The sequence below is a fragment of the Mesorhizobium sp. M0761 genome, assembly GCF_040320205.1.
Taxonomy (GTDB): domain Bacteria; phylum Pseudomonadota; class Alphaproteobacteria; order Rhizobiales; family Rhizobiaceae; genus Mesorhizobium.
This window is the reverse complement of sequence record NZ_JAMYPF010000015.1, coordinates 68,506-89,755: the sequence shown is the minus strand read 5'-3', so window position 1 is coordinate 89,755 and position 21,250 is coordinate 68,506. Positions and strand designations below refer to the sequence as shown.

Sequence of the window (21,250 nt, the reverse complement as noted above, 5' to 3'; positions counted from 1 at the left end):
AACGGAGCCGACCATGGCAGAAGCTGCAGCTCACGACGACCACGACCACAAGCCCTATCATGGCTGGGTCCGGTGGGTGTACTCCACCAACCACAAGGACATCGGCACGCTCTACCTGATCTTCGCGATTTTCGCGGGCATCGTCGGCGGCGCGCTTTCGGTCGTCATCCGCATGGAGCTGCAGGAGCCGGGCATCCAGATCTTCACCGGTCTGGCGCAGATGGTCTATGGCATGAACGGCGATGCCGCCATCGACGGCGGCAAGAGCATGTACAACGCCTTCGGCACCGCGCACGCGCTGATCATGATCTTCTTCATGGTCATGCCGGCGCTGATCGGCGGCTTCGCCAACTGGATGGTGCCGATCATGATCGGCGCGCCTGACATGGCCTTCCCGCGCATGAACAACATCTCGTTCTGGCTGCTGCCGCCGGCCTTCCTGCTGCTCATCGCTTCGGCTTTCATGCCGAGCGCGCCCGGCGCCTATGGCGTTGGCGGCGGCTGGACTCTCTATCCGCCGCTGTCGACCTCCGGCCAGCCCGGGCCGGCCATGGATCTGGCGATCCTGTCGATCCACATTGCCGGCGCGTCCTCGATCCTCGGCGCCATCAACTTCATCACCACCATTTTCAACATGCGCGCGCCGGGCATGACGCTGCACAAGATGCCGCTATTTGCCTGGTCGGTTCTGATCACCGCCTTCCTGCTGCTCTTGTCGCTTCCGGTTCTGGCCGGTGGCATCACCATGCTGCTTACCGACCGCAATTTCGGCACCACCTTCTTCGCCCCGGATGGCGGCGGCGATCCGATCCTGTTCCAGCATCTGTTCTGGTTCTTCGGTCACCCCGAAGTGTACATCCTGATCCTGCCGGGCTTCGGCATCATCAGCCACATCGTCTCGACCTTCTCGAAGAAGCCGGTGTTCGGCTATCTCGGCATGGCCTACGCCATGGTCGCGATCGGCGCCGTCGGCTTCATCGTCTGGGCGCACCACATGTACACGACCGGCCTGTCGCTCGACACGCAGCGCTACTTCGTCTTTGCCACCATGGTCATCGCCGTGCCGACAGGCGTGAAGATCTTCTCCTGGATCGCGACGATGTGGGGCGGCTCGATCTCGTTCAAGACGCCGATGCTGTGGGCGCTGGGCTTCATCTTCCTGTTCACGGTCGGCGGCGTCACCGGCGTCCAGCTCGCCAACGCCGGCCTCGACCGCTCGCTGCATGACACCTATTTCGTCATTGCCCACTTCCACTATGTGCTGTCGCTGGGTGCGGTCTTCGCCATCTTCGCCGGCTGGTACTACTGGTTCCCCAAGATGACCGGCTACATGTACTCGCCGGTGATCGCCAACACCCACTTCTGGGTCACCTTCGTCGGCGTCAATTTGATCTTCTTCCCGCAGCATTTCCTCGGCCTGGCCGGCATGCCGCGCCGCACCATCGACTATCCCGACGCGTTCGCCGGCTGGAACATGGTGTCGTCCTACGGCTCCTATATATCGGCCGTCGGCGTGGTGATCTTCCTCTATGGCGTGTTCGAGGCCTTCCAGAAGAAGCGCGTCGCCGGCGCCAATCCGTGGGGCGAGGGTGCAACGACGCTCGAATGGCAGCTGCCTTCGCCGCCGCCCTTCCACCAGTGGGAACAGCTGCCGAAGATCAAGTAAGGCAGCCCGAATACGAAACCGCCGGCCCGCCGGCGGTTTCGGCCAACGGAATGATTGGACTTATGTACGCATGGCCCTTGTCGACGACCCAATGATTGACGAAGCGGGCTTTCGCATGTCGGAAGCCACGTCGGGCGATTTCTTCGCCCTGCTGAAGCCGCGCGTCATGTCGCTGGTGGTGTTCACGGCCTTTGTCGGCATGGTCGCTGCGCCCGTGACCATCAACCCGCTGCTGGCGGTGATCGCCATCCTGGCCATTGCCATCGGCGCCGGCGCCTCTGGTGCGCTCAACATGTGGTACGACGCCGACATCGACGCAGTAATGAGCCGTACCGCCTGCCGCCCGGTACCCTCCGGCCGCATCCTGCCCGGCGAAGCCCTGAGCTTCGGCCTTGTGCTTTCGGTGCTATCGGTGATGACGCTGGGCGTACTGGTCAACTGGCTGTCGGCGGCGCTGCTTGCCTTCACCATCTTCTTCTACGCCGTCGTCTACACGATGTGGCTGAAGCGCTCGACGCCGCAGAACATCGTCATCGGCGGTGCCGCCGGCGCCATCCCGCCGGTCATCGGCTGGGCCGCGGTGACCGGAACGGTGAGCCTGGAAAGCCTCGTCCTGTTCCTGATCATCTTCCTGTGGACGCCGCCGCACTTCTGGGCGCTGGCACTGTTCAAGTCCGACGACTACGCCAAGGCCGGCATCCCGATGATGCCGAACGTTGCCGGCCAGGCCTCGACCCGCCGCCAGATCTTTGCCTACGCCCTGATCCTGGCGCCGATCGGTGTGCTGCCCTGGGTGCTCGGTTTCACCACCGCCTTCTATGGCGTCGCATCAGTGGCTCTCGGCGCCGGCTTCGTCTGGTATGCCTGGAAAGTGCTGTGCATGACCGATAGCGACCGCGTCATGAAGCCGGCCAAGGCTCTGTTCGCCTATTCGCTGCTCTACCTCTTCGCCATCTTCGCCATCTATCTTGCCGACTGTGTCGTCGGTCGCGCTTTGGCCATCGGTGGAGCATGACCATGATCGACAAGAAGCTTGAACTGGTCACGCTGACCGAAAGCCAGAAGAAGGCGCGGCGCAACCGTTCGGCGGCGATCGGCGTCGCGCTGGCGATTCTGGTCGTCATCTTCTACGTCGCGACCATCGTGAAATTCGGCCATACCGGATGAGGCCGATGATGACCCGCCAGACCGTGACCGATCCCAGGAAGAAGAACACCAACCGCGTCGTCGCCGCCGTCTGCGTCGCCTTCTTCGGCGGCATGATCGGCATGGCCTACGCCGCGGTGCCGCTCTACAAGATGTTCTGCCAGGCCACCGGCTATGGCGGCACGACGCAGCGCGCCGAAAAGCAATATGCCGGCCGCATCCTCGACCGCGACATCACCGTGCGCTTCGACGCCAACACCAACGGCATTCCGTGGCAGTTCCAGCCGGCCGCCCGTTCGGTCACCATCAAGATCGGCGAGACCACGCAGGCGCATTACAGCGCCACCAACAAGTTCGACCGCGCCGTTACCGGCCGCGCCACCTTCAACGTGCAGCCGGAACTGGCAGGCCCCTACTTCAACAAGGTCGAGTGTTTCTGCTTCACCGACACGACGCTGAAGCCCGGCGAGACGCTGGACATGCCGGTCGTGTTCTATGTGGATCCCGATATCGTCAACGTGCCGGAACTGAAGGACTTGAAGACCATCACCCTGTCCTACACGATGTTCCCGGTCCAAAAGAACAAGCCGGTGGCGTCATCGACGCCGGACAGCAGCAGCAAAGTTTCAGATACCGAAGCAAATCTCGGGGGTTGATATGGCAGACGCGCACGCAAAACCACAACACGACTACCATCTCGTCAACCCGAGCCCGTGGCCCTTCCTGGGGTCGATAGGCGCACTGGTGACTGCAGTCGGCGGCGTCGCCCTGATGCAGTATCTCAAGAACGGCGATTTCCCGATTTTCGGCCACAACATCGCCAATCCATGGCTGTTCTTCATCGGCCTCGTCATCGTCCTCTACACGATGTTTGCCTGGTGGTCGGACACCATCAAGGAAGCGCATGAGGGCCACCACACGCGCGTCGTGTCGCTGCATCTGCGCTACGGCATGATCATGTTCATCGCTTCGGAAGTGATGTTCTTCGTTGCCTGGTTCTGGGCCTATTTCGATGCCAGCCTGTTTCCGAGCGAAGTGCAGAATTACGCCCGTACCGCTTTCACTGGTGGCGTCTGGCCGCCGAAGGGTCTCGAAGTCCTCGATCCCTTCCATCTGCCGCTCTACAACACCATCATCCTGCTTCTGTCGGGCACCACGGTGACATGGGCGCACCATTCGCTTATCCATGGCGACCGCAAGGGCCTGATCAACGGCCTGGTGCTGACCGTCGGCCTCGGCATGCTGTTCACCATGGTGCAGGCCTACGAGTACATGCACGCTCCGTTCGGCTTCAAGGATTCCATCTACGGCGCCACCTTCTTCATGGCGACCGGCTTCCATGGCTTCCACGTCATCATCGGCACCATCTTCCTGCTGGTCTGCCTGATCCGCGCCTGGAAAGGCGACTTCACGCCCAAGCAGCATTTCGGCTTCGAGGCGGCTGCCTGGTACTGGCACTTCGTCGACGTGGTCTGGCTGTTCCTGTTCGCATCGATCTACGTCTGGGGATCGGTCGGCGCGGTGATCGAAGGCCACTGACGGCTTTCACCGAACCGACAAATCAGAAGGGCGGTCGCGGCAACGCGGTCGCCTTTCGTCTTTTCGGCGCCCATCAATGGCCAACGGATTCGGCTGGTCGGGCTGGCTGCTTCAATTGGTCGACTGGACCGATGGCTGCATTGGGGTTACCGACTGCGACATGGACCAAATCTGGACTATGGTGCCGGATGGAACGCTGATCGAAATCGAGCCGTAAAGCATGACTATCCATGAGTGAAGACAGGGCGATCTGGCCACCCATCGAGCCGATCTCGGCCGGCCTGCACGGACGCTGCCCGCGCTGCGGCGAAGGACGGCTGTTTTCCGGCTTCCTCACCGTCGGAAAGCGCTGCAACAATTGCGGCCTCGACTATTCCTACGCCGATGCCGGCGACGGCCCGGCGGTGTTCGTCATCCTGATCATCGGCTTCATCGTCGTCGGGCTGGCGCTGTGGGTGGAGGTGACGCTGAGCCCGCCGCTGTGGCTGCATTTCATCATCTGGATACCGCTGGCCGTGGCGCTGTGCCTGACGGCCCTGAGGCTGATCAAGGGTGTGCTGCTGACGCTTCAATACGCCAACAAGGCGGCCGAAGGCCGCCTGGACCAGGGGCAATGAACGAGGCGCTGACCAAGCCCGCCGGCCGCTCGCGGCCGAAGACGGCATTGCTGCTCGGCCTCGGCCTGGTGGTGTTCGTCATCCTGCTCGGGCTTGGCACATGGCAGGTGCAGCGCCTGTACTGGAAGGAAGCCCTTCTGCAGACCATCGACCAGCGCACCCATTCAGCGCCGCGGCCGCTGGCAGACGTCGAGAAGGAATTCGCCGCCACCGGTGATGTCGACTACACGCCGGTCACTGTCAGCGGGACGTTCCTGCACTCCGGCGAGCGGCATTTCTACGCCACCTGGGACGGCGACGCCGGCTTCAACGTCTATACCCCGCTGGCCCTCGACGATGGCCGCTATATCCTGATCAACCGCGGCTTCGTTCCCTATGATCTCAAGGATGCCGCCAAGCGCCCGCAAGGGCAGGTGACCGGCAAGGTCACGGTCACCGGCCTGGCGCGCAACCCGCTGCCGGCCAAGCCGTCGATGATGCTGCCCGACAATGACGCGGCCAAGAACATCTTCTACTGGAAGGATCGTGACGTGATGGCGGCGAGTGCCGGCCTCGCGGCCGGCGCCGTGCTGGTGCCGATCTTCATCGACGCCGACAAGACGCCGAACCCGGGCGGGCTGCCGGTCGGCGGCGTCACCATCATCGACCTGCCGAATTCTCATCTGCAATATGCCTTCACCTGGTATGGCCTGGCGGCGGCTCTTGCCGCGGTTCTGATCATCAGGCTGCGCCGTCCGGCAAAGACTGAATGATCCAGAGCATGATCCCGAAAAGTGGGAACCGGTTTCGGACAAGATCATGCTCCAACAAAGAGTTAGATCAGGTTGACCATTCAACCTGATCCAACTGCCCTTGACAGGGCAGGGGTGCACACCTCATTTCGCCAAACGATACGATCAACCGATCTGGAATCATGCTGCAGACCGCCACAAAACCACCGCTGACGATCCGGCTCTGCCAGCCGCGCGGCTTTTGCGCCGGTGTCGACCGCGCGATCCAGATCGTCGTGCTGGCGTTGAAGAAATACGGCGCGCCGGTCTATGTCCGCCACGAGATCGTGCACAACCGCTATGTCGTCGAGGGCCTGCAAAGCCTTGGCGCGGTTTTCATCGAGGAACTCTCGGAAATCCCGGCCGAGCACCGCAAGTCGCCGGTTGTCTTCTCGGCCCACGGCGTGCCGAAATCGGTGCCGGCCGACGCCAAGGCACGCGAGCTCTTCTATCTCGACGCCACCTGCCCGCTGGTCTCCAAGGTGCACAAGCAGGCGATGCGCCATCAGCGGCTCGGCCGCCATGTGCTTTTGATCGGCCATGCTGGCCATCCCGAAGTGATCGGCACCATGGGCCAGTTGACGGAAGGCGCCGTCACGCTGATCGAGACCGAAGCCGACGCTGCGACCTTTGCCCCCGCCGACCCGGAAGCCCTCGGCTTCGTCAGCCAGACAACGTTGTCGGTCGAAGACACTGCCGGCATATTGCGGGTGCTGCAGGAGCGCTTCCCGCAGCTGCATGCACCGGCCGCCGAATCGATCTGCTACGCCACCACCAACCGCCAGGAAGCGGTCAAGGAAACCGCCGCCGGCGCCGATCTCTACCTGATCGTCGGAGCGCCCAATTCCTCCAATTCGCGCCGTCTTGTGGAAGTGGCGGAGCGCGCCGGCGCCACCATGTCGCTTCTCGTACAGCGCGCCGCCGAAATTCCGTGGAATGACATCACAAATATCTCGACGCTCGGCCTGTCTGCCGGCGCGTCGGCGCCGGAGATCATCGTCGACGAGATCATCGACGCCTTCCGCCAGCGCTTCGAGGTGAACATCGACCTGGCGATCACGGCCACCGAAACGGAGGATTTTCCAGTCATGCGGGTTCTGCGCGATGTCGAACTGACGCGGGCCGACATGGCCTTCGTCAACGGAGCCGCGTGAACAGCCCATGGCGGTCTACACCGACGTCAATGAGGGCGAACTCGGCGCGTTCCTGAGGGCATATCCAGTCGGCGAACTCTTGTCCTACAAGGGGATCGCCGAAGGCACCGAGAATTCGAATTTCCTGCTGCACACCTCAAGCGGCTCTTACATCCTAACGCTCTACGAGAAGCGCGTCGACAAGGCCGATCTGCCGTTCTTCCTCGGCCTGATGGGCCATCTCGCCCGCAAAGGCATTTCCTGCCCGCTGCCGGTGACCGCGCATGACGGCACCGTCATCGGCACGCTGGCCGGCCGTCCCGCGGTCATCATCACCTTCCTCGAAGGCCTGTCGCTGCGGCGGCCGACAGCGGCGCATTGCGCCGAGGTCGGCAAGGCGCTCGCCGCCCTGCATTTGGCCGGGCAGGATTTTGCGATGACGCGTGACAACGCACTGGCCATCGAGGGCTGGCGCAAATTGTGGAACGCCTCGCGCGACCGAGCCGACGAGGTCGAGCCGGGACTGGCGGCCGAGGTCGACGCCGATTTCGCGGATTTCGAACGCCATTGGCCGCAGGGCCTTCCTGCCGGCATCATCCATGCCGATCTGTTTCCCGACAATGTCTTCTTCCTCGGCGAGAAACTGTCCGGCCTCATCGACTTCTATTTCGCCTGCCACGACCTCTACGCCTATGACGTCGCCACCTGTCTCAACGCCTGGTGTTTCGAGAAGGATTTCTCCTTCAACCTGACCAAAGGCACGGCGCTGCTGGCCGGCTATCGGAGCGTGCGGCCTTTGAGCGAGGGCGAGAAAGCAGCGCTGCCGATGCTTTCGCGCGGCTCGGCGCTGCGCTTTATGCTGACCCGGCTCTATGACTGGCTGACCGTTCCCGACGGCGGGCTGGTCATGAAGCGCGATCCGACCGAATATATCCGCCGCATGCGCTTCCACCGCGCGATCAAGTCGCCTTCGGAATACGGACTGACATGACCAAGCAGGTTGAAATCTTCACCGACGGTGCCTGCTCGGGCAATCCCGGTCCCGGCGGCTGGGGCGCCATCCTGCGCTTCAACGGCAAGACCAGGGAATTGTCGGGCGGCGAGGCCGAGACGACCAATAACCGTATGGAGCTGCTGGCCGCCATCTCGGCGCTGAATGCGCTGAAGGAGCCGTGCGCCGTCGAGCTTCACACCGACAGCAAATATGTCATGGACGGTATCTCCAAATGGATCCACGGCTGGAAGAAAAACGGCTGGAAGACCGCTGACAGGAAGCCGGTCAAGAACGGTGAACTGTGGCAGGCGCTGGATGAGGCCAATCGGCGCCACAAGGTGACCTGGAACTGGGTCAAGGGCCATGCCGGCCACACCGAGAACGAACGCGCCGACGAACTCGCAAGGGAAGGTATGGCGCCGTTCAAGAGGGGCTCAGCCAAACCTGCGGCGCCGAAAGTGGCGCTGAAGCCGGCGGCATCCGAGAAGCAGCCGGCGCCACGGGCACGGCGCTCGACCCAAAGCTATTGAGCTCAAGCTATCGGCAGGGGATCTCACTCATGCCGATCGTATACTACATCACCCATCCCCAGGTTCAGATCGATGCCAACGTTCCCGTGCCGCACTGGGGGCTATCCGAGATCGGACGAGCGCGAGCATCAGCCATGCTCGATCAGCCATGGGTCGGATCGATCCGCCGTGTCGTCTCGTCGGCCGAGCGCAAGGCGATCGAAACCGCCGAGATTCTTGGCAAACACCTCGGCCTCGCGGTCGAGGTGAGGGAGCGCATGCATGAGAACGATCGGTCGGCAACCGGCTTCCTGCCGCCGCCGGAGTTCGAGGCGGTCGCCGACCAGTTCTTCGCCGACCCGCACAAAAGCATCCGCGGCTGGGAGCGGGCCATCGATGCCCAGCAACGCATTGTCAGCGAGGTCGAAACGGTGCTGGGTGCTGCCGATGGCGGCGACATTGCCTTCGTCGGCCATGGCGGCGTCGGAACATTGCTGCTGCTCTCGCTCAGCGGCCGCGCAATCAGCCGCGCGGCGGACCAGCCGGCCGGCGGTGGTAATTACTTCGCCTATGATGTCGGCACGCGCCGCGTCGTCCACGGATGGCGGCCGATAGACAGTCTGGCGCCGCGCTAAAGCGGATGTCAGGAGATCATCGATACCGTAGCCGCGATGAAGCCGCGCGCGACCAACGGATAGAACCCGTCCTCAGCGGATCAGCAGGGCCGTGCCGTAGAGGCCGAGCGCGAACACCGTGTGCGAGATCACGTTGAAGGCGCGGATCTGTATCGCGTTGGGGCGCTTTGAGGCGGCCCAGCCGGCGCCCATGCCGGGCGCCAGCAGGAACCAGCCGGCGCCGATGGTGACCATGCCGAGGATGAAGGCCGGCAGGAAGGTCGGCGCGTCCAGCCATGCCCTGCCCACCAGCGCCACCAGGATGAAGCCGTAGACGATGCCGGTGACATAGTGGAAAGCCCAGCCCAGCGCCTGCTCATGCGCATAGGGTGCGGCTTGGCCGATATCGTCGTGGAAAACCTTGCCTTCCCTAAGGTGCCAGACCCAGCGGCCGGGCGGCCCCCAGTTCGGCCGCGGCTGGCTGAGCGCCAGATGCAGGAACAGCGCCCAAAGATCCATCAGCACCGTGGCGCCGATGCCAATCGCAATGCTGCGCCAGATGATGTCAAACATCGTCGATGTCCCCCAAAGCAAGCAATCCGGCTGGAAGCGCGTGGTCGTCAGGCCATGGCGCTCATGAGCCGAGGCGGCCGCCGCGGTTTAGAGCTGGCTCAGAATGTGAGCGGCACCCGATGTGTCGACTCCTGGCTTGGTTTCGACATTGAGCGCCGTGACCTTGCCGTTGTCGACGATCATCGAGAAGCGCTTCGAGCGCAATCCCATGCCGCCGCTGGAATAGTCGGAGTCGAGGCCGATCGACCTGGCGAAGTCGCCATTGCCGTCGGCGAGATAGAGGATCTTGCCTTGACCGCCGGTGAAATTCGCCCAGGCGCCCATGACATGGACATCGTTGACGGACACGACGGCGATGGTGTCGACGCCGCGGGCCAGGATGGCATCGTGGTTCTCGAGATAGCCCGGCAGATGATTGTTGCTGCAGGTCGGCGTGAAGGCGCCTGGAACGCCGAACAGCACGACCTTCTTGCCCGCGAAAATCTCGGCCGAGGTGATCACCTTGGCGCCGTCGGCGGTCATTTCCTTGAAGGTCGCATCGGGCAGTTCGTCGCCAACGGCAATCGTCATGATGGTCCTCGTGTGAAAAGCAGGGAAGGTTTCTTGCGATAGCGAAATCGGGCATCTCCCGCAACCGCCGACAAGGCCTGGATCAAGGGAAAGCCTGGATCGGGTGCCGTATCAGGGGAACGGCAGAACGCCCTCGACCGCGCCTTCGGCACTTGTCAGGGTGTAATACAACCCCCCATCGGTCGGTGTCGTCGACGGCCGGTCGAGGATCGGAATGGTAAATACCAGCCGGCCGTCCTTTTCGTTGCGTGCAGGCGCCCCGAACATATAGTCGCGTCCCCCGGCGACGAATAAATCCGCCGCCTCCGGATCTCCGGGAAAAGTCGCCTCGACCATCAGCGTCTCATGGTCGCCCGGCAGCACCTTGATCCCGAAATCGGGCTTGGCAGGCGCGGGCAAGGTGGCGAGTGCAGCCTTCACCAGCGCCGCATCCTCGGCATTGTCGGGATCGGCGGCGGGATCGACGCTCAGCCGCGTCTGCACCGGAATACAGATCGTCTCGCAGATGCCAAGAAAGATGTCGGCATCGATGACGGCCGCATCCCCAGGCGACGACAAAGTGAATGTCACCGGCAGCGAGACCGGATGGTTGTAGCCGGCCCATTTGCCGTAGCCGTCGTCATGGCGCCGCGGCGGCGGGAAGGAAAACGCCGCATCGGTGATGTTGGTGCTGGCCGAAACGTCGATCTGCGGCGGCACGCCGGCGTCGCCCGGATCGCGCCAATAGGTCTTCCAGCCGGGCTTGAGCGCGATGTCGAGCACGCCATGGATGCGGCCTGCCTCGTCGGCCTTGCCTGATGTCACCAGCCGCACCCTGCCGCCTTCGCTGTTGTACCAGTCGGAAGACGAGGCGGCGGCGGGAAGGGCTACTCCGCATCCGATGGCGGCGCCGAGCAGCAGGATTTTCAAGCTTTGCATGGCGTTGATTTGATCGTCAGTTCATGGCCGCGCAATGTTTTCATGGCGCTCTGCGTATCATATTTGCGTGACCTTCGGGCAAGGAACAGTTGGGTTCAAGCAATCGGCCGAGCAAAGTTTACAGCCAGGAATCCGTTGTTCCAACCATCGGGCTTTGGCCGAATCCCACGCGGCGCATCTTTTCGGCGTCCCGGAAACGCGTTACGCTCCCGTCCATGGACTTGTTGCGCCACAAAAAGACGGCCGGTGGACGCGGCTTTCTTGACGACCAGTTTCTGATTGCCATGCCCGGCATGAAGGACGATCGCTTCACGCGCTCGGTCATCTACATCTGTGCGCACAGCGATGAAGGCGCCATGGGCCTGATCATCAACCAGACGCAACAGATGCTGTTTCCCGATCTTCTGGTGCAGCTCGGCATCATGAACGAGCAGGAGGCGATCAGGCTGCCGGCGCAGGCCCGCGACTTCGTCGTGCGCAATGGCGGCCCGGTGGACCGCAGCCGCGGCTTCGTCCTGCACTCGGGCGACTACCGGGTGGAATCCTCGCTCACCGTCTCCGACGATATCTGCCTGACCGCGACGGTCGACATATTGCGCGCCATCTCGTCCGGCCGCGGCCCGCGGCGCGCATTGATGGCGCTCGGCTATTCCGGCTGGGGCGCCGGCCAGCTGGAAACCGAGATCGCCGAGAATGGCTGGCTGACCTGTCCGGCCACGCCGGAGCTGCTGTTCGACGCCGACATCGAGCGGAAGTACGACCGCATCCTGGCATCGATCGGGATTGATCTGGCGCATCTGAGCCTGGCCGCGGGGCACGCCTGAGGCCTCGCATTCGCCGACGTTCCGCCGAACCTTCGCGACTAGCCGAAGCCGCCCGCCACTTTCGTCATCCTAGGGTCTGCGCCGCGTCGCTGCGCTCCTTGCTTCGCCCCAGGATGACGAAGGCGCGGTCGCTTCAGCTAATTTTCGGGGTTCATTCCAATGTAACCACGCGCCTGCACGACGCATGCCTCACCCATCACGCCTGCGTCATCGGGTACTGCTCTTTCAACGCCTTCAGCACCTGGTCGCCTGGCATCGGCGCGCCGAACATGAAGCTTTGCACATACTCGCAGCCCATCTGGCGCAGTTCCAGCGCATCGCTTTCGTCGGAAATGCCCTCGGCCACCACCGACAGGCCGAGTTCATGCGCCATGTTGACCATGGATTTGAGCAGCACCGCCCGCTTCGGCGTCGCGTCGTCGACGAAGCTCTTGTCGATCTTGATGGTGTCGAAGGGGAAGCGGGTCAGATAGGCGAGCGAGGAATAGCCGGTGCCGAAATCGTCCAGCGACAGGCCGATGCCGAGCTGCTTGAGCTTGGTCAGCACATGCGAGGTTTGCTCTGGATTGTCCATCACCAGCGATTCGGTAAGTTCGAGCCGGAAGCAGCGCGGCTTCAGATTGGCGCGCGCGATGACCGAGCGGACATCGCTGACCAGGTCGCGGCGGATCAGCTGGCGACTGGACAGATTGACCGACACCGACAGTGGCGTGTCGCCGATCTGCTTTTGCCAGCCGGCGAGGTCTTCGGCCGCCTGCTGCATGGCAAACAGCCCAAGCTGCACGATCAGGCCACAGCTTTCGGCGACCGGGATGAAATCGCCGGGCGGGATCATGCCGCGGCGCGGATGGTCCCAACGCAGCAGCGCTTCGAAGCCGGCAATGCTGCCGTCCTCCAGCCGCACGATCGGCTGGTAGGCAAGGGTGAATTCGCGCCGCTCGATGGCGCGGCGCAGATCGGATTCGAATTGCAGCCGGTCGGTGCCGACGGTGCGGAAGGCCGGCCGGAACGGCTCGATCCTGTCGCCGCCGAAGCGCTTGGCCTGGTGCATGGCAAGCTCGGCGTCCTTGACCATGTCTTCTGCCGAAGTCTGCGCCGAGGTCCAGGTGATCAGGCCGATCGAGGCGGTCAGCACGATCTCGCGCTTGGCGAAGGTGATCGGGTTGTTGATGGCGTGCTTGATGGCGTCTGCCACCGCCGCGATGCGGGAGGGTTCCTGTTCGGAGAGCAGCATCAGGGCGAACTGGTCACCGGCAAAGCGCGACAGCGAATCCTTCGGTTTCAACAGCCGGTGCAAGCGGCGCGCAATGGTGAGCAGGATGGTGTCGCCGGCCGAGATGCCAAGCCCGTCATTGACCTGCTTGAAACGGTCGATGTCGATGACGAAGACGGTCGGGCGCACCTTCTCTTCGGTGCGCGCGATCGAGATGATGGCTTCCAGCCGGTTCATCAGAAGTTCGCGGTTGGGCAGGCCGGTCAGATTGTCGTGAACGGCATCGTGCAGCAGCCTTTCCTCGGACTTTTTCTGCTCGGTGACGTCGACCATGGTGCCGACGCAGCGAATCACTTCGCCGTCCGAGCCGATCACCGGCCGCGCCCGAAGCAAGAACCAGTGGTAGTGCCCGTCGGCGCCGCGCAGGCGGAAATTCTGCGAGACCCGGCCGCGCCGATGTTCGAGCACCACGTCGAGGGTGGTGCGGAACGTGTCGCGGTCGTCGGCATGCAGCACCGGCAGCCAGTTGCGGGCCGCACCCCCCAGGCTGTTGGGCGCCAGGCCAAGCTGGATGCTGACGTCGGGCTTGGTGACGACGCGGTCGCGCAGCACGTCCCAGTCCCACACCGTGTCGCCGGAGCCGGCGACGGCCAGCGCCTGGCGCTCGAGATCGGAGAACAGGCCCTGATGCAGCGCGCCGCCGGCAAAGGCATGCTGCATGACGGTGAAGCCGATCAAAAGGATGATCAGGATCAGCCCGCCGCCCAATGCCGGCTGGGCGATGTCGTTGTCGAGCATGCCGGTGATCGCCATCCACGACCCGCACAGCCATAGCAGCACCATCACCCAACTGGGCACCAGCATGATCGCACGGTCGTAACCACGAAGACCGAGCAGGATGATGAGGCCGAGCCCGGTCAGCGCTGTGGCGGCAAAGGACAGCCGGGCAATACCGGCGGCGACGGCCGGATCGATGATGGCCACACCCGCGATCAGCACCAGGCCGAGAATCCAGACCAGCGCGCCATAGCTGAAATGCCCGTGCCACCGGTTGAGGTTGAGATAGGCGAACAGGAACACCACGAAGGTCGCCGCAAGCGCCACCTCCGTTCCCGCCCGCCACATCTGCTCGTTGCCGGGCGATATCTCTATGATCTTGTTCAGAAAGCCGAAATCGACGCAGATATAGGCAAGTACCGCCCACGCAAGTGCGGCTGTCGCCGGAAACATCGAGGTTCCCTTGACGACGAAAAGGATGGTCAGGAACAGCGCCAGCAGCCCGGCGATGCCGATGACGATGCCGCGAAACAGCGTGTAGGAATTGACCGAGTCCTTGTAGGCTTCCGGCTCCCATAGATAGACCTGCGGCAGCTTCGGCGAGGCGAGTTCGGCGATGAAGGTGATCACCGTTCCCGGGTTCAGCGTCACCCGGAACACGTCGGCGTCGGAGCTTGACTGGCGGTCGAGCGCGAAGCCCTCGCTGGGGGTGATCGCGGCGATGCGGGTGGCGCCGAGATCGGGCCAGAAGATGCCGGAATTCACCAGCCGGAAATGCGGCGCCACGATCAGCCGGTCGAGCTGCTGGTCGGTGGTGTTGGCGAGCGCGAACACCGCCCAGTCGCCGCTCGAGCGCGCGTCATTGGCCTCGACCTCGATGCGCCGCACGATGCCGTCGGGACCGGGCGCGGTCGACACCTGGAAGTTTTCGCCCTGGTTGCGGTAGATCTCGACGGCGCGCGACAGGTCGAGCGCTACGTCGTCGCGGGCAATCTTGATCGGTTCGACGGCGAAGGCCGGGAGCGCCGCGCAAAGCGTGACGACAGCCGCCAGAACAAAGGCCAACAGCGACCCGTTTCGCAGGAAATTCGTCAAAAATCAGTCCTTCGTTCCAGCGCCCGGCGGATCGTCCGCGATCCGGGCGTAGAGGTAGTGGTCCTGCCAGATGCCGTTGATCCTGAGGTAGGATCGCAGAAGTCCTTCGCGCCGGAATCCGGCTTTTTCAAGCACGCGGATCGACCGGACATTGTCGGGAATACAGGCAGCTTCGATCCGGTGCAACCTCAGCGTATCGAAGGCGAAGCGGCAGACCACCTTGACCGCGTCGGTCATCAGGCCGCGGCCGCCAAACCGCTCCCCGATCCAGTACCCGACATGGCCGCTTTGCGAGACGCCGTGGCGGATATTGCCGAGCGTAATGCCGCCGGCAAGCTTGCCGCTCGCCTTCTCGAAGATGAAGAAGGCGATGGCTGTCCCCTGCGCATAGTCTTCGCGGTAGCGGCCGATGCGCAGCCGCCAGGCGGTGCGGTCGAGTTCATCGGGCGTCCAGCGCGGCTCCCACGGTTCGAGGAAGGCACGGCTTTCGCCGCGCACCGCCGACCATTCGCGATAGTCGTTGGTGTAGGGCACGCGCAGCATGACCCGGTCGCCTTTCAGTGCCGGCAGGTCACGGCGAAAGAAAGGGAGCGCGAACACCGGCGCTTGAAGGCTTAGACGGCGAGCTTGCGGGCCGTGGTGTGCGTGCCCGCAAGCGAATCGAGAATCGCCTCATAGGGCGCGAGCGTACCCACCGGTCCAACCGCAGTCAGCGTCGGCTTGGTCGAAAACAGCCGGGACGAAAGGTCGGTCAGCCGCTCGACGGTCAGCGCCGACAGCCGTTCCATCAACTCCTCCTTGGCGATCGGCCGGCCGAACAGAAGCAGCTGCCTGGCGATCTGCGAGGCGCGGCTGGCCGGGCTTTCAGCCGACATGATCAGGCCGGCGCGGTATTGCGCGCGGGCGCGGTCGAGCTCTTCCTGAAGGATATTCTCGCCGGCCTTCTGCAGCTCGTCGATAATGACCGGAACCAGTTCGGCAATGTCGCTCTGCCCGGTCGCGGCATGAACGCCGAAGATGCCGGTATCGGAAAAACCCCAGTGGAAGGCATAGACCGAATAGCACAGGCCACGCTTTTCGCGGACCTCCTGGAACAGCCGGGACGACATGCCGCCGCCGAGGATCATCGACAGCACCTGCGAAGCGTAGAAATCGCGCACATGATAGGCTCGGCCTTCGAAGCCGAGCACGATCTGCGCGTCCATCAGGTCGCGATCCTCGCGGAAATCGCCGCCGACATACTGCGCATATTGGGGCATCGTGCTGTCGGACTTGCTGCGGAAACCGCCGAGCTGCTTTTCGACCTCGCGCACGAAATTGTCGTGCTTGATGTCGCCGGCCGCCACGATCACCATCTTCTCGGCGCCATATTGGCGCTCGATGAAATCATGCAGCTGTTTGGAGGTGAAGGATTTGACGGTTTCCGGCGTGCCGAGGATCGAGCGGCCGATCGTCTGGTGGCGGAAGGCGGTCTCGGTGAAACGGTCGAAGACGATGTCGTCGGGTGTGTCGTGCGCGGCGCCGATCTCCTGCAGGATCACATGCTGCTCGCGCTCCAGTTCCTCCGGGTCGAATTCGGACTCCTGCAGGATATCGGCAAGGATATCCACCGCCAGCGGCACATCGTCGGACAGCACCCTGGCGTAATAGGACGTCGTCTCGACTGATGTGGCGGCATTGATCTCGCCGCCGACATCCTCGATTTCCGAGGCGATCTCGAAGGCCGTCCGCCTTTTCGTACCCTTGAAGGCCATATGCTCGAGCAGATGGGCCATTCCGTGCTCGTCGTCACGCTCATTGCGGGCGCCGGACTTGACCCAGGCGCCAAGGGCAACGGATTCGAGGCTTGGAAGGGTTTCGGTGGCGACTGTCAGGCCGTTCGACAGACGGCTTACCTCAACACCCATATGGCAAGTACTCCCTAACGCGCTGCCCTTGAGTGGCGGCTCACGTAATCTTCCACCATTTTCAGGTCGGATGGAAGTACCGTGTACTTTTCGTCGGCTGACATCAAGGACCCCAGCCATGCGGGCAGGGCCGGCGACACGCCGCAGGCGGCTTCGACCGCGGCCGGGAACTTGGCCGGGTGCGCCGTGCCCAGCACCACCATCGGCACTGCACCGTCAGCCTTGCCGGCGGCGACATGCACGGCCGCGGCCGTGTGCGGATCGAGCAGATAATTGCTGGATTCGAGCGTTGAACGGATGGTGGCGGCAACCTCGTCCATATCAGCGCGTCCGGCGTCGAATTCGGACCGCATCCGGTCGATTTCCGCGGTTTCGATGGTGAAGGCGCCGGATTGCTTGAGGCCGGCCATGTAACGCCGCACCGTCTCTGCGTTACGGTCGCAGGCCTCGAACAGCAGTCGCTCGAAGTTCGACGATACCTGGATGTCCATCGATGGCGACGTCGTCGCAAACACACCCTTGGTGCGGTATTCACCGGTCGCGAAAGTGCGCGCCAATATGTCGTTGTCGTTGGTGGCGACGATCAGCCGCTCGATCGGCAGGCCCATCTTCTTGGCGGCGTAACCGGCGAAAATATCGCCGAAATTGCCGGTCGGCACGGTAAAGGAGACCGGCCTGTCCGGCGCGCCGAGCGAAAGCGCCGAGGAAAAATAATAGACGATCTGGGCCATGATGCGGGCCCAGTTGATCGAATTGACGCCCGACAGCGACACGCGATCACGAAAACGATGATCGTTGAACATATCCTTCAGCAGGCCCTGGCAATCGTCGAAATTGCCTTCGATCGCCAGCGCCTGGACGTTGGCGGCAGTCGATGTCGTCATCTGCCGCTGCTGCACCGGCGAGACGCGGCCATGCGGGAACATCACGAAAATGTCAGTTCGGTCGCGGCCGGCGAAGGCATCGATGGCGGCGCCGCCAGTGTCACCCGAGGTCGCGCCGACGATGGTGGCGCGCTGGCCACGCTCAGTCAGTACATGGTCCATCAGCCGGGCAAGCAGCTGCATGGCAACGTCCTTGAAGGCCAGCGTCGGACCGTGGAAGAGCTCGAGGATGAACGTGTTGGCGCCGGTCTGCACCAGCGGGCAGACGGCCCGGTGGCGGAAGGTGGCATAGGCTTCTCGCACCAGGCGCTCGAAGACGGGTGCGGCGATCTCGCCGCCGAGGAAGGGCGTCAGCACGCGGATGGCGAGGTCCGCATAGGGCAGGCCGCGCATGGCGCGGATCTCGGCTGCCGAAAACTGCGGCCATGTCTGCGGCACATAAAGCCCGCCGTCGCGGGCCAGCCCCGCCAGCACCGCATCGGCAAATCCAAGCACGGGCGCATCCCCGCGGGTACTCACATAGCGCATCGTCAAAGGTCCATTGCTGCCGCCGGTTTCATCCACGGCAATTGGTTAATTTTCCGAGCCGCCTCAGTCGCATTTTTGCCGTGGCGTTGCTATACGTCACCAACTTTGCGAGAGGGAAGTGCAGTTTCATGGCGTTTCATAAGTTCAACCGTCGCTTTGTCGCGGGTCTGGCGCTAACCGGCTTTATGCTTGCCGCCGCCGGTTGCCAATCCAGCGACAATGGCATCCTCAATCTCGGTTTCGGCAAGAAGACCGACCCGAATGCGCCAATACCGCCTCAGGATCCCAAGGTTCTCGCCAGCCAGTTGCAGGCCTACTGCCCGAAAGTGACGGTGCGTGACGGCACCGCATACTTCAATACCTACGCCAAGGGCGCGCCGCAGCCGAAAAAGAAAAAGGCTGATGCAACACAGGATGCCGAGGCCGCTGCCGCCGCGCAGACGGCGCCTGACGGCTCCATCGTCGATCCGAACAAGGATCCGGCCAAGATCATCTACCAGGCCTCGATCAGCGATGTGAGCCGCGATTGCAGCCGTGCCAACGGCCAGTTGACGATGAAGGTTGGGGTTGCCGGCAAGATCGTGCCGGGACCGCTGTTCGCCCCCGGCACCATCACCATGCCGATCCGCATTGCCGTCATGCACGGCCCCGACGTACTTTATTCGCAGATCCACCCCTATCAGATCCAGGTCAGCGATCCCTCGACCGCCACCCAGTTCGTGTTCACCGATCCCAACGTCGTCGTGCCCGAACCCTCCGCCCGGGATTACACTGTCTATGCCGGCTATGACGACACCGCGCCGGCGGCGGTGGACAAGAAGTCCGGCAAGAAAAAGAAGCGCGCTCCGGCGACGAACTAAGCGCCTGGGCGCCGCCGCTGCTGCGACGGTGCCGGTCAACTCTTTGAAAGATCCAAACGATCCGATCGTAATCCTGCAGGCGTGCGCCTGCGGCAGGTCGCGTCTGCGCTTTAATCTCGATCCATTCCGCCAGCGCACTTGACTCATCCATATCCCGGCGGTTATACGTCAATCAATAGCTCGCAGGTTATTGATCCCGATGCCGGACGCCCACGATACTTTGTTCAGAACGCTTGCCGACCCGACCCGGCGGGCCATCTTCGAGCGCTTGTGCCGCCAAGGTGAGCAGACCGTGGGGGCGCTGACGGCGCAGTCCGGGGTCTCGCAACCGGCGGTGTCGAAGCATCTCGGCGTCCTGAAGCTGGCCGGCCTGGTGCGTGACCGCCACGCCGGACGCCAGACCCACTACAGCGCCCAGCCCGCGGCACTTGGCCCGCTGACCGACTGGACAGTTCAAATGACTGGATTCTGGGAGAGCCGCTTCGATGATCTCGAGAGCCTGCTGAAAAGGATGGACCAGTGAGCAATCCCGAGCTGCGCACCGTCGTCGTCGAACGTGAAATATCCTGGCCGGCGGAGAAGATCTGGCGCGCGTTGACGCAGCCGCATCTGATTGAGGAATGGCTCATGAAGAACGATTTCAAGCCTGTCGTCGGCCACAGCTTCAATCTTCGCGGCGACTGGGGCGGCGTGCTCGACTGCGAGGTGCTGGCCATCGAGCAAAACAGGACGCTGTCCTACAGCTGGGATTTTGCGCATGAGGATGCCGCCTACAATCTGACGAGCGTGGTGACGTTCACGCTCACACCCACGAGCTCGGGAACCCATCTGCGCGTCGAGCAGTCGGGCTTCCATCCGAGCCAGAAGCAGGCCTATGGCGGCGCCAGGGCCGGGTGGCAGCAATTCCTCACCAAGCTGGAGCAGGTCCTGGCGAAGCCGGATTGAAGCCTGCCGGTACCATGCCCTGATCGCGGGGCACCGAATGCAAAAAGGAGTAAATCGATGAAGATCAAGCTGACCAGCGTCTATGTGGACAACCAGGACAACGCACTGCGCTTCTACACCGACGTGCTGGGCTTTGCCGTGAAGGCCGACTTCAGCAATGGGCCTTTTCGTTGGCTGACCGTCATCTCACCCGATGAGCCCGAGGGAGCCGAGCTACAGCTGGCGCTCAACGACAACCCGGCCGCCAAGGCCTACCAGCAGGCCATCTTCAAGCAGGGGCAGCCCGCGCTCATGCTGTTACCGACGACGTCAAGGGTGATTACGAGCGCATCAAGGGACGCGGCGGTGCGTTCGCCATGGCGCCGACAGAAGTGACCGGCTCGACCATCGCCCAGCTCAACGACAGCTGCGGCAATCTCATCCAGATCACCCAACTGGCGCGTTGGTAGGCGCTGGTTTCAAGAGGAGGGTTGCAATGAACTTGAGCAAATGGATACGTCAAACCCATCGTTGGCTGTCGATCATCTTCACGCTGACCGTGGCAGCCAATTTCATCACCATGGCGTTCGGGCAACCTCCGGCCTGGGTGGTCTATTCGCCGCTGCTGCCGCTCTTCCTGCTGCTGTTCAGCGGCCTCTACATGTTCGTGCTGCCTTACGTCGCGAGATCGCGTGGCGAGCAGGGCGCGCAAGGGTAGGACATGGCCAAGGCGCTGGGAAAATCGAAGGTCGCAAAACCGGCCCCAGACAAGCCGGAAAAGCCGGTCCTGCTTTCGGGCGGCAACCCGCAGATCCCGAAGGCCTATGGGGACGCTCCGGTGCAGGCGTATATTGCTGCCATGCCGGGCTGGAAAAGCGATGTCGGGCGCCGGATCGACGCACTTATCGTCAGCGCCGTCCCCGGCGTCTACAAGGCGGTGAAGTGGAACTCACCGTTCTATGGCATCGAGGGCGAGGGTTGGTTCCTCAGCCTGCATTGCTTCACCAGATACGTCAAAGTCGCCTTCTTTCGCGGCACGTCGCTCGATCCTGTGCCTCCCGGCGGTTCCAGGCAAAAGGAAGTGCGCTATCTCGACATCCATGAAGGCGAAGAGATCGACGAAGCCCGCTTCGCCTCCTGGGTGAAGCAGGCCAGCCGATTGCCCGGCGATAAGATGTGAACGGAGGCA

General features: G+C 63.0%; 26 protein-coding genes. 19 read left to right on the top strand and 7 right to left on the bottom strand.

What is annotated here, in order from left to right; all coding sequences use genetic code 11:
- Positions 1 to 13 precede the first annotated feature (13 nt).
- From ctaD to NKI32_RS22535, 12 genes are all read left to right on the top strand, one after another.
- Complete coding sequence (gene ctaD / locus NKI32_RS22590; RefSeq protein ID WP_023668420.1) at positions 14 to 1,666, top strand: cytochrome c oxidase subunit I; 1,653 nt, start codon at positions 14 to 16, stop codon at positions 1,664 to 1,666.
- Between the two features lie 70 nt (positions 1,667 to 1,736).
- Entirely contained in the window at positions 1,737 to 2,681 is a 945-nt protein-coding gene (locus tag NKI32_RS22585) for a heme o synthase (protein WP_352512897.1), read from the top strand.
- A complete protein-coding gene (locus NKI32_RS22580) occupies positions 2,678 to 2,833 on the top strand; it encodes a cytochrome c oxidase system small membrane protein (protein ID WP_023668418.1) in 156 nt (51 codons plus the stop codon). Before NKI32_RS22585 ends, NKI32_RS22580 begins: the two co-directional genes overlap by 4 nt.
- 8 nt (positions 2,834 to 2,841) lie before the next feature.
- The gene (locus tag NKI32_RS22575; RefSeq protein WP_353003659.1) at positions 2,842 to 3,468 is read left to right on the top strand and encodes a cytochrome c oxidase assembly protein; all 627 of its coding nucleotides are present in this window, start codon (positions 2,842 to 2,844) and stop codon (positions 3,466 to 3,468) included.
- A gap of 1 nt (position 3,469) precedes the next feature.
- On the top strand, positions 3,470 to 4,351 hold the full coding sequence (locus NKI32_RS22570) for a cytochrome c oxidase subunit 3 (protein ID WP_023668416.1): 882 nt from the start codon (positions 3,470 to 3,472) through the stop codon (positions 4,349 to 4,351).
- 76 nt (positions 4,352 to 4,427) lie between these two features.
- Positions 4,428 to 4,568 carry a L,D-transpeptidase family protein gene (locus NKI32_RS22565; protein ID WP_023732093.1) on the top strand — a complete coding sequence of 47 codons (141 nt, stop codon included), beginning with the start codon at positions 4,428 to 4,430 and terminating at the stop codon, positions 4,566 to 4,568.
- Positions 4,569 to 4,581: 13 nt separating this feature from the next.
- Entirely contained in the window at positions 4,582 to 4,968 is a 387-nt protein-coding gene (locus NKI32_RS22560) for a DUF983 domain-containing protein (RefSeq protein ID WP_023668414.1), read from the top strand.
- Entirely contained in the window at positions 4,965 to 5,720 is a 756-nt protein-coding gene (locus tag NKI32_RS22555) for an SURF1 family protein (protein WP_353003657.1), read from the top strand. Before NKI32_RS22560 ends, NKI32_RS22555 begins: the two co-directional genes overlap by 4 nt.
- 161 nt (positions 5,721 to 5,881) lie before the next feature.
- The gene (gene ispH, locus NKI32_RS22550; RefSeq protein ID WP_352861862.1) at positions 5,882 to 6,892 is read left to right on the top strand and encodes a 4-hydroxy-3-methylbut-2-enyl diphosphate reductase; all 1,011 of its coding nucleotides are present in this window, start codon (positions 5,882 to 5,884) and stop codon (positions 6,890 to 6,892) included.
- A 7-nt stretch (positions 6,893 to 6,899) separates the two neighbouring features.
- Positions 6,900 to 7,862 (top strand): homoserine kinase, encoded by a 963-nt coding sequence (locus NKI32_RS22545; protein WP_352803266.1) that lies wholly within the window; start codon positions 6,900 to 6,902, stop codon positions 7,860 to 7,862.
- On the top strand, positions 7,859 to 8,395 hold the full coding sequence (rnhA, locus tag NKI32_RS22540) for a ribonuclease HI (RefSeq protein ID WP_352512892.1): 537 nt from the start codon (positions 7,859 to 7,861) through the stop codon (positions 8,393 to 8,395). Before NKI32_RS22545 ends, rnhA begins: the two co-directional genes overlap by 4 nt.
- Before the next feature lie 29 nt (positions 8,396 to 8,424).
- The gene (locus tag NKI32_RS22535) at positions 8,425 to 9,009 is read left to right on the top strand and encodes a histidine phosphatase family protein (protein WP_023692069.1); all 585 of its coding nucleotides are present in this window, start codon (positions 8,425 to 8,427) and stop codon (positions 9,007 to 9,009) included.
- Positions 9,010 to 9,081: 72 nt separating this feature from the next.
- Here NKI32_RS22535 and NKI32_RS22530 read toward each other — a convergent pair whose 3' ends face one another.
- The 3 genes from NKI32_RS22530 to NKI32_RS22520 all read right to left on the bottom strand — a co-directional run bounded on the left by NKI32_RS22530 (position 9,082) and on the right by NKI32_RS22520 (position 11,049).
- Positions 9,082 to 9,561 (bottom strand): DUF2938 domain-containing protein, encoded by a 480-nt coding sequence (locus NKI32_RS22530; RefSeq protein WP_353003655.1) that lies wholly within the window; start codon positions 9,559 to 9,561, stop codon positions 9,082 to 9,084.
- 87 nt (positions 9,562 to 9,648) lie between these two features.
- Positions 9,649 to 10,131: a peroxiredoxin gene (locus NKI32_RS22525; protein ID WP_353003653.1), complete on the bottom strand. Its 483-nt coding sequence runs from the start codon at positions 10,129 to 10,131 to the stop codon at positions 9,649 to 9,651.
- 111 nt (positions 10,132 to 10,242) lie between these two features.
- The gene (locus NKI32_RS22520; protein ID WP_353003651.1) at positions 10,243 to 11,049 is read right to left on the bottom strand and encodes a protein-disulfide reductase DsbD domain-containing protein; all 807 of its coding nucleotides are present in this window, start codon (positions 11,047 to 11,049) and stop codon (positions 10,243 to 10,245) included.
- A gap of 215 nt (positions 11,050 to 11,264) precedes the next feature.
- On the opposite strand from NKI32_RS22520, the gene NKI32_RS22515 reads away from it, so the two are divergent.
- Positions 11,265 to 11,873, top strand: coding sequence for a YqgE/AlgH family protein (locus tag NKI32_RS22515; protein WP_023668405.1), 609 nt, complete (start codon positions 11,265 to 11,267; stop codon positions 11,871 to 11,873).
- Positions 11,874 to 12,069: 196 nt separating this feature from the next.
- On the opposite strand, the gene NKI32_RS22510 is transcribed toward NKI32_RS22515, so the two are convergent.
- The 4 genes from NKI32_RS22510 to thrC are packed head-to-tail and all read right to left on the bottom strand — an operon-like array spanning position 12,070 to position 18,277.
- A complete protein-coding gene (locus NKI32_RS22510) occupies positions 12,070 to 14,958 on the bottom strand; it encodes an EAL domain-containing protein (RefSeq protein WP_031203549.1) in 2,889 nt (962 codons plus the stop codon).
- Between the two features lie 3 nt (positions 14,959 to 14,961).
- Positions 14,962 to 15,558, bottom strand: a complete 597-nt coding sequence (locus NKI32_RS22505) for a GNAT family N-acetyltransferase (RefSeq protein ID WP_023668403.1) — start codon at positions 15,556 to 15,558, stop codon at positions 14,962 to 14,964.
- A gap of 14 nt (positions 15,559 to 15,572) precedes the next feature.
- Complete coding sequence (locus NKI32_RS22500; protein WP_023668402.1) at positions 15,573 to 16,865, bottom strand: M16 family metallopeptidase; 1,293 nt, start codon at positions 16,863 to 16,865, stop codon at positions 15,573 to 15,575.
- A 14-nt stretch (positions 16,866 to 16,879) separates the two neighbouring features.
- The gene (gene thrC / locus NKI32_RS22495; RefSeq protein ID WP_023754850.1) at positions 16,880 to 18,277 is read right to left on the bottom strand and encodes a threonine synthase; all 1,398 of its coding nucleotides are present in this window, start codon (positions 18,275 to 18,277) and stop codon (positions 16,880 to 16,882) included.
- Positions 18,278 to 18,405: 128 nt separating this feature from the next.
- Between thrC and NKI32_RS22490 the strand changes: the two genes are divergently transcribed.
- From NKI32_RS22490 to NKI32_RS22465, 6 genes are all read left to right on the top strand, one after another.
- Positions 18,406 to 19,137, top strand: a complete 732-nt coding sequence (locus tag NKI32_RS22490; RefSeq protein ID WP_023687159.1) for a hypothetical protein — start codon at positions 18,406 to 18,408, stop codon at positions 19,135 to 19,137.
- Positions 19,138 to 19,336: 199 nt separating this feature from the next.
- Entirely contained in the window at positions 19,337 to 19,660 is a 324-nt protein-coding gene (locus NKI32_RS22485) for an ArsR/SmtB family transcription factor (protein WP_023668399.1), read from the top strand.
- A complete protein-coding gene (locus NKI32_RS22480; protein WP_023668398.1) occupies positions 19,657 to 20,082 on the top strand; it encodes an SRPBCC family protein in 426 nt (141 codons plus the stop codon). The genes NKI32_RS22485 and NKI32_RS22480 overlap by 4 nt, the downstream gene beginning before the upstream one ends.
- A gap of 57 nt (positions 20,083 to 20,139) precedes the next feature.
- Entirely contained in the window at positions 20,140 to 20,457 is a 318-nt protein-coding gene (locus tag NKI32_RS22475; RefSeq protein ID WP_353003648.1) for a VOC family protein, read from the top strand.
- Between the two features lie 100 nt (positions 20,458 to 20,557).
- Positions 20,558 to 20,779 (top strand): hypothetical protein, encoded by a 222-nt coding sequence (locus NKI32_RS22470; RefSeq protein ID WP_023668396.1) that lies wholly within the window; start codon positions 20,558 to 20,560, stop codon positions 20,777 to 20,779.
- Between the two features lie 3 nt (positions 20,780 to 20,782).
- On the top strand, positions 20,783 to 21,241 hold the full coding sequence (locus tag NKI32_RS22465; RefSeq protein WP_023735570.1) for a DUF1801 domain-containing protein: 459 nt from the start codon (positions 20,783 to 20,785) through the stop codon (positions 21,239 to 21,241).
- Positions 21,242 to 21,250 lie beyond the last annotated feature (9 nt).

Bases quoted from the DNA above. Each gene is read 5' to 3' on its own strand.
- NKI32_RS22475 (WP_353003648.1), top strand. From the start codon at position 20,140: ATGAAGATCAAGCTGACCAGCGTCTATGTGGACAACCAGGACAACGCA.
- NKI32_RS22555 (WP_353003657.1), top strand. From the start codon at position 4,965: ATGAACGAGGCGCTGACCAAGCCCGCCGGCCGCTCGCGGCCGAAGACG.
- NKI32_RS22485 (WP_023668399.1), top strand. From the start codon at position 19,337: ATGCCGGACGCCCACGATACTTTGTTCAGAACGCTTGCCGACCCGACC.
- NKI32_RS22560 (WP_023668414.1), top strand. From the start codon at position 4,582: ATGAGTGAAGACAGGGCGATCTGGCCACCCATCGAGCCGATCTCGGCC.
- NKI32_RS22500 (WP_023668402.1), bottom strand. From the start codon at position 16,865: ATGGGTGTTGAGGTAAGCCGTCTGTCGAACGGCCTGACAGTCGCCACC.
- rnhA (WP_352512892.1), top strand. From the start codon at position 7,859: ATGACCAAGCAGGTTGAAATCTTCACCGACGGTGCCTGCTCGGGCAAT.
- NKI32_RS22530 (WP_353003655.1), bottom strand. From the start codon at position 9,561: ATGTTTGACATCATCTGGCGCAGCATTGCGATTGGCATCGGCGCCACG.
- NKI32_RS22565 (WP_023732093.1), top strand. From the start codon at position 4,428: ATGGCCAACGGATTCGGCTGGTCGGGCTGGCTGCTTCAATTGGTCGAC.
- NKI32_RS22535 (WP_023692069.1), top strand. From the start codon at position 8,425: ATGCCGATCGTATACTACATCACCCATCCCCAGGTTCAGATCGATGCC.
- NKI32_RS22515 (WP_023668405.1), top strand. From the start codon at position 11,265: ATGGACTTGTTGCGCCACAAAAAGACGGCCGGTGGACGCGGCTTTCTT.
- NKI32_RS22545 (WP_352803266.1), top strand. From the start codon at position 6,900: ATGGCGGTCTACACCGACGTCAATGAGGGCGAACTCGGCGCGTTCCTG.
- NKI32_RS22470 (WP_023668396.1), top strand. From the start codon at position 20,558: ATGAACTTGAGCAAATGGATACGTCAAACCCATCGTTGGCTGTCGATC.
- NKI32_RS22585 (WP_352512897.1), top strand. From the start codon at position 1,737: ATGGCCCTTGTCGACGACCCAATGATTGACGAAGCGGGCTTTCGCATG.
- NKI32_RS22570 (WP_023668416.1), top strand. From the start codon at position 3,470: ATGGCAGACGCGCACGCAAAACCACAACACGACTACCATCTCGTCAAC.
- thrC (WP_023754850.1), bottom strand. From the start codon at position 18,277: ATGCGCTATGTGAGTACCCGCGGGGATGCGCCCGTGCTTGGATTTGCC.
- NKI32_RS22465 (WP_023735570.1), top strand. From the start codon at position 20,783: ATGGCCAAGGCGCTGGGAAAATCGAAGGTCGCAAAACCGGCCCCAGAC.
- NKI32_RS22580 (WP_023668418.1), top strand. From the start codon at position 2,678: ATGACCATGATCGACAAGAAGCTTGAACTGGTCACGCTGACCGAAAGC.
- NKI32_RS22490 (WP_023687159.1), top strand. From the start codon at position 18,406: ATGGCGTTTCATAAGTTCAACCGTCGCTTTGTCGCGGGTCTGGCGCTA.
- ispH (WP_352861862.1), top strand. From the start codon at position 5,882: ATGCTGCAGACCGCCACAAAACCACCGCTGACGATCCGGCTCTGCCAG.
- NKI32_RS22525 (WP_353003653.1), bottom strand. From the start codon at position 10,131: ATGACGATTGCCGTTGGCGACGAACTGCCCGATGCGACCTTCAAGGAA.
- NKI32_RS22575 (WP_353003659.1), top strand. From the start codon at position 2,842: ATGACCCGCCAGACCGTGACCGATCCCAGGAAGAAGAACACCAACCGC.
- NKI32_RS22520 (WP_353003651.1), bottom strand. From the start codon at position 11,049: ATGCAAAGCTTGAAAATCCTGCTGCTCGGCGCCGCCATCGGATGCGGA.
- ctaD (WP_023668420.1), top strand. From the start codon at position 14: ATGGCAGAAGCTGCAGCTCACGACGACCACGACCACAAGCCCTATCAT.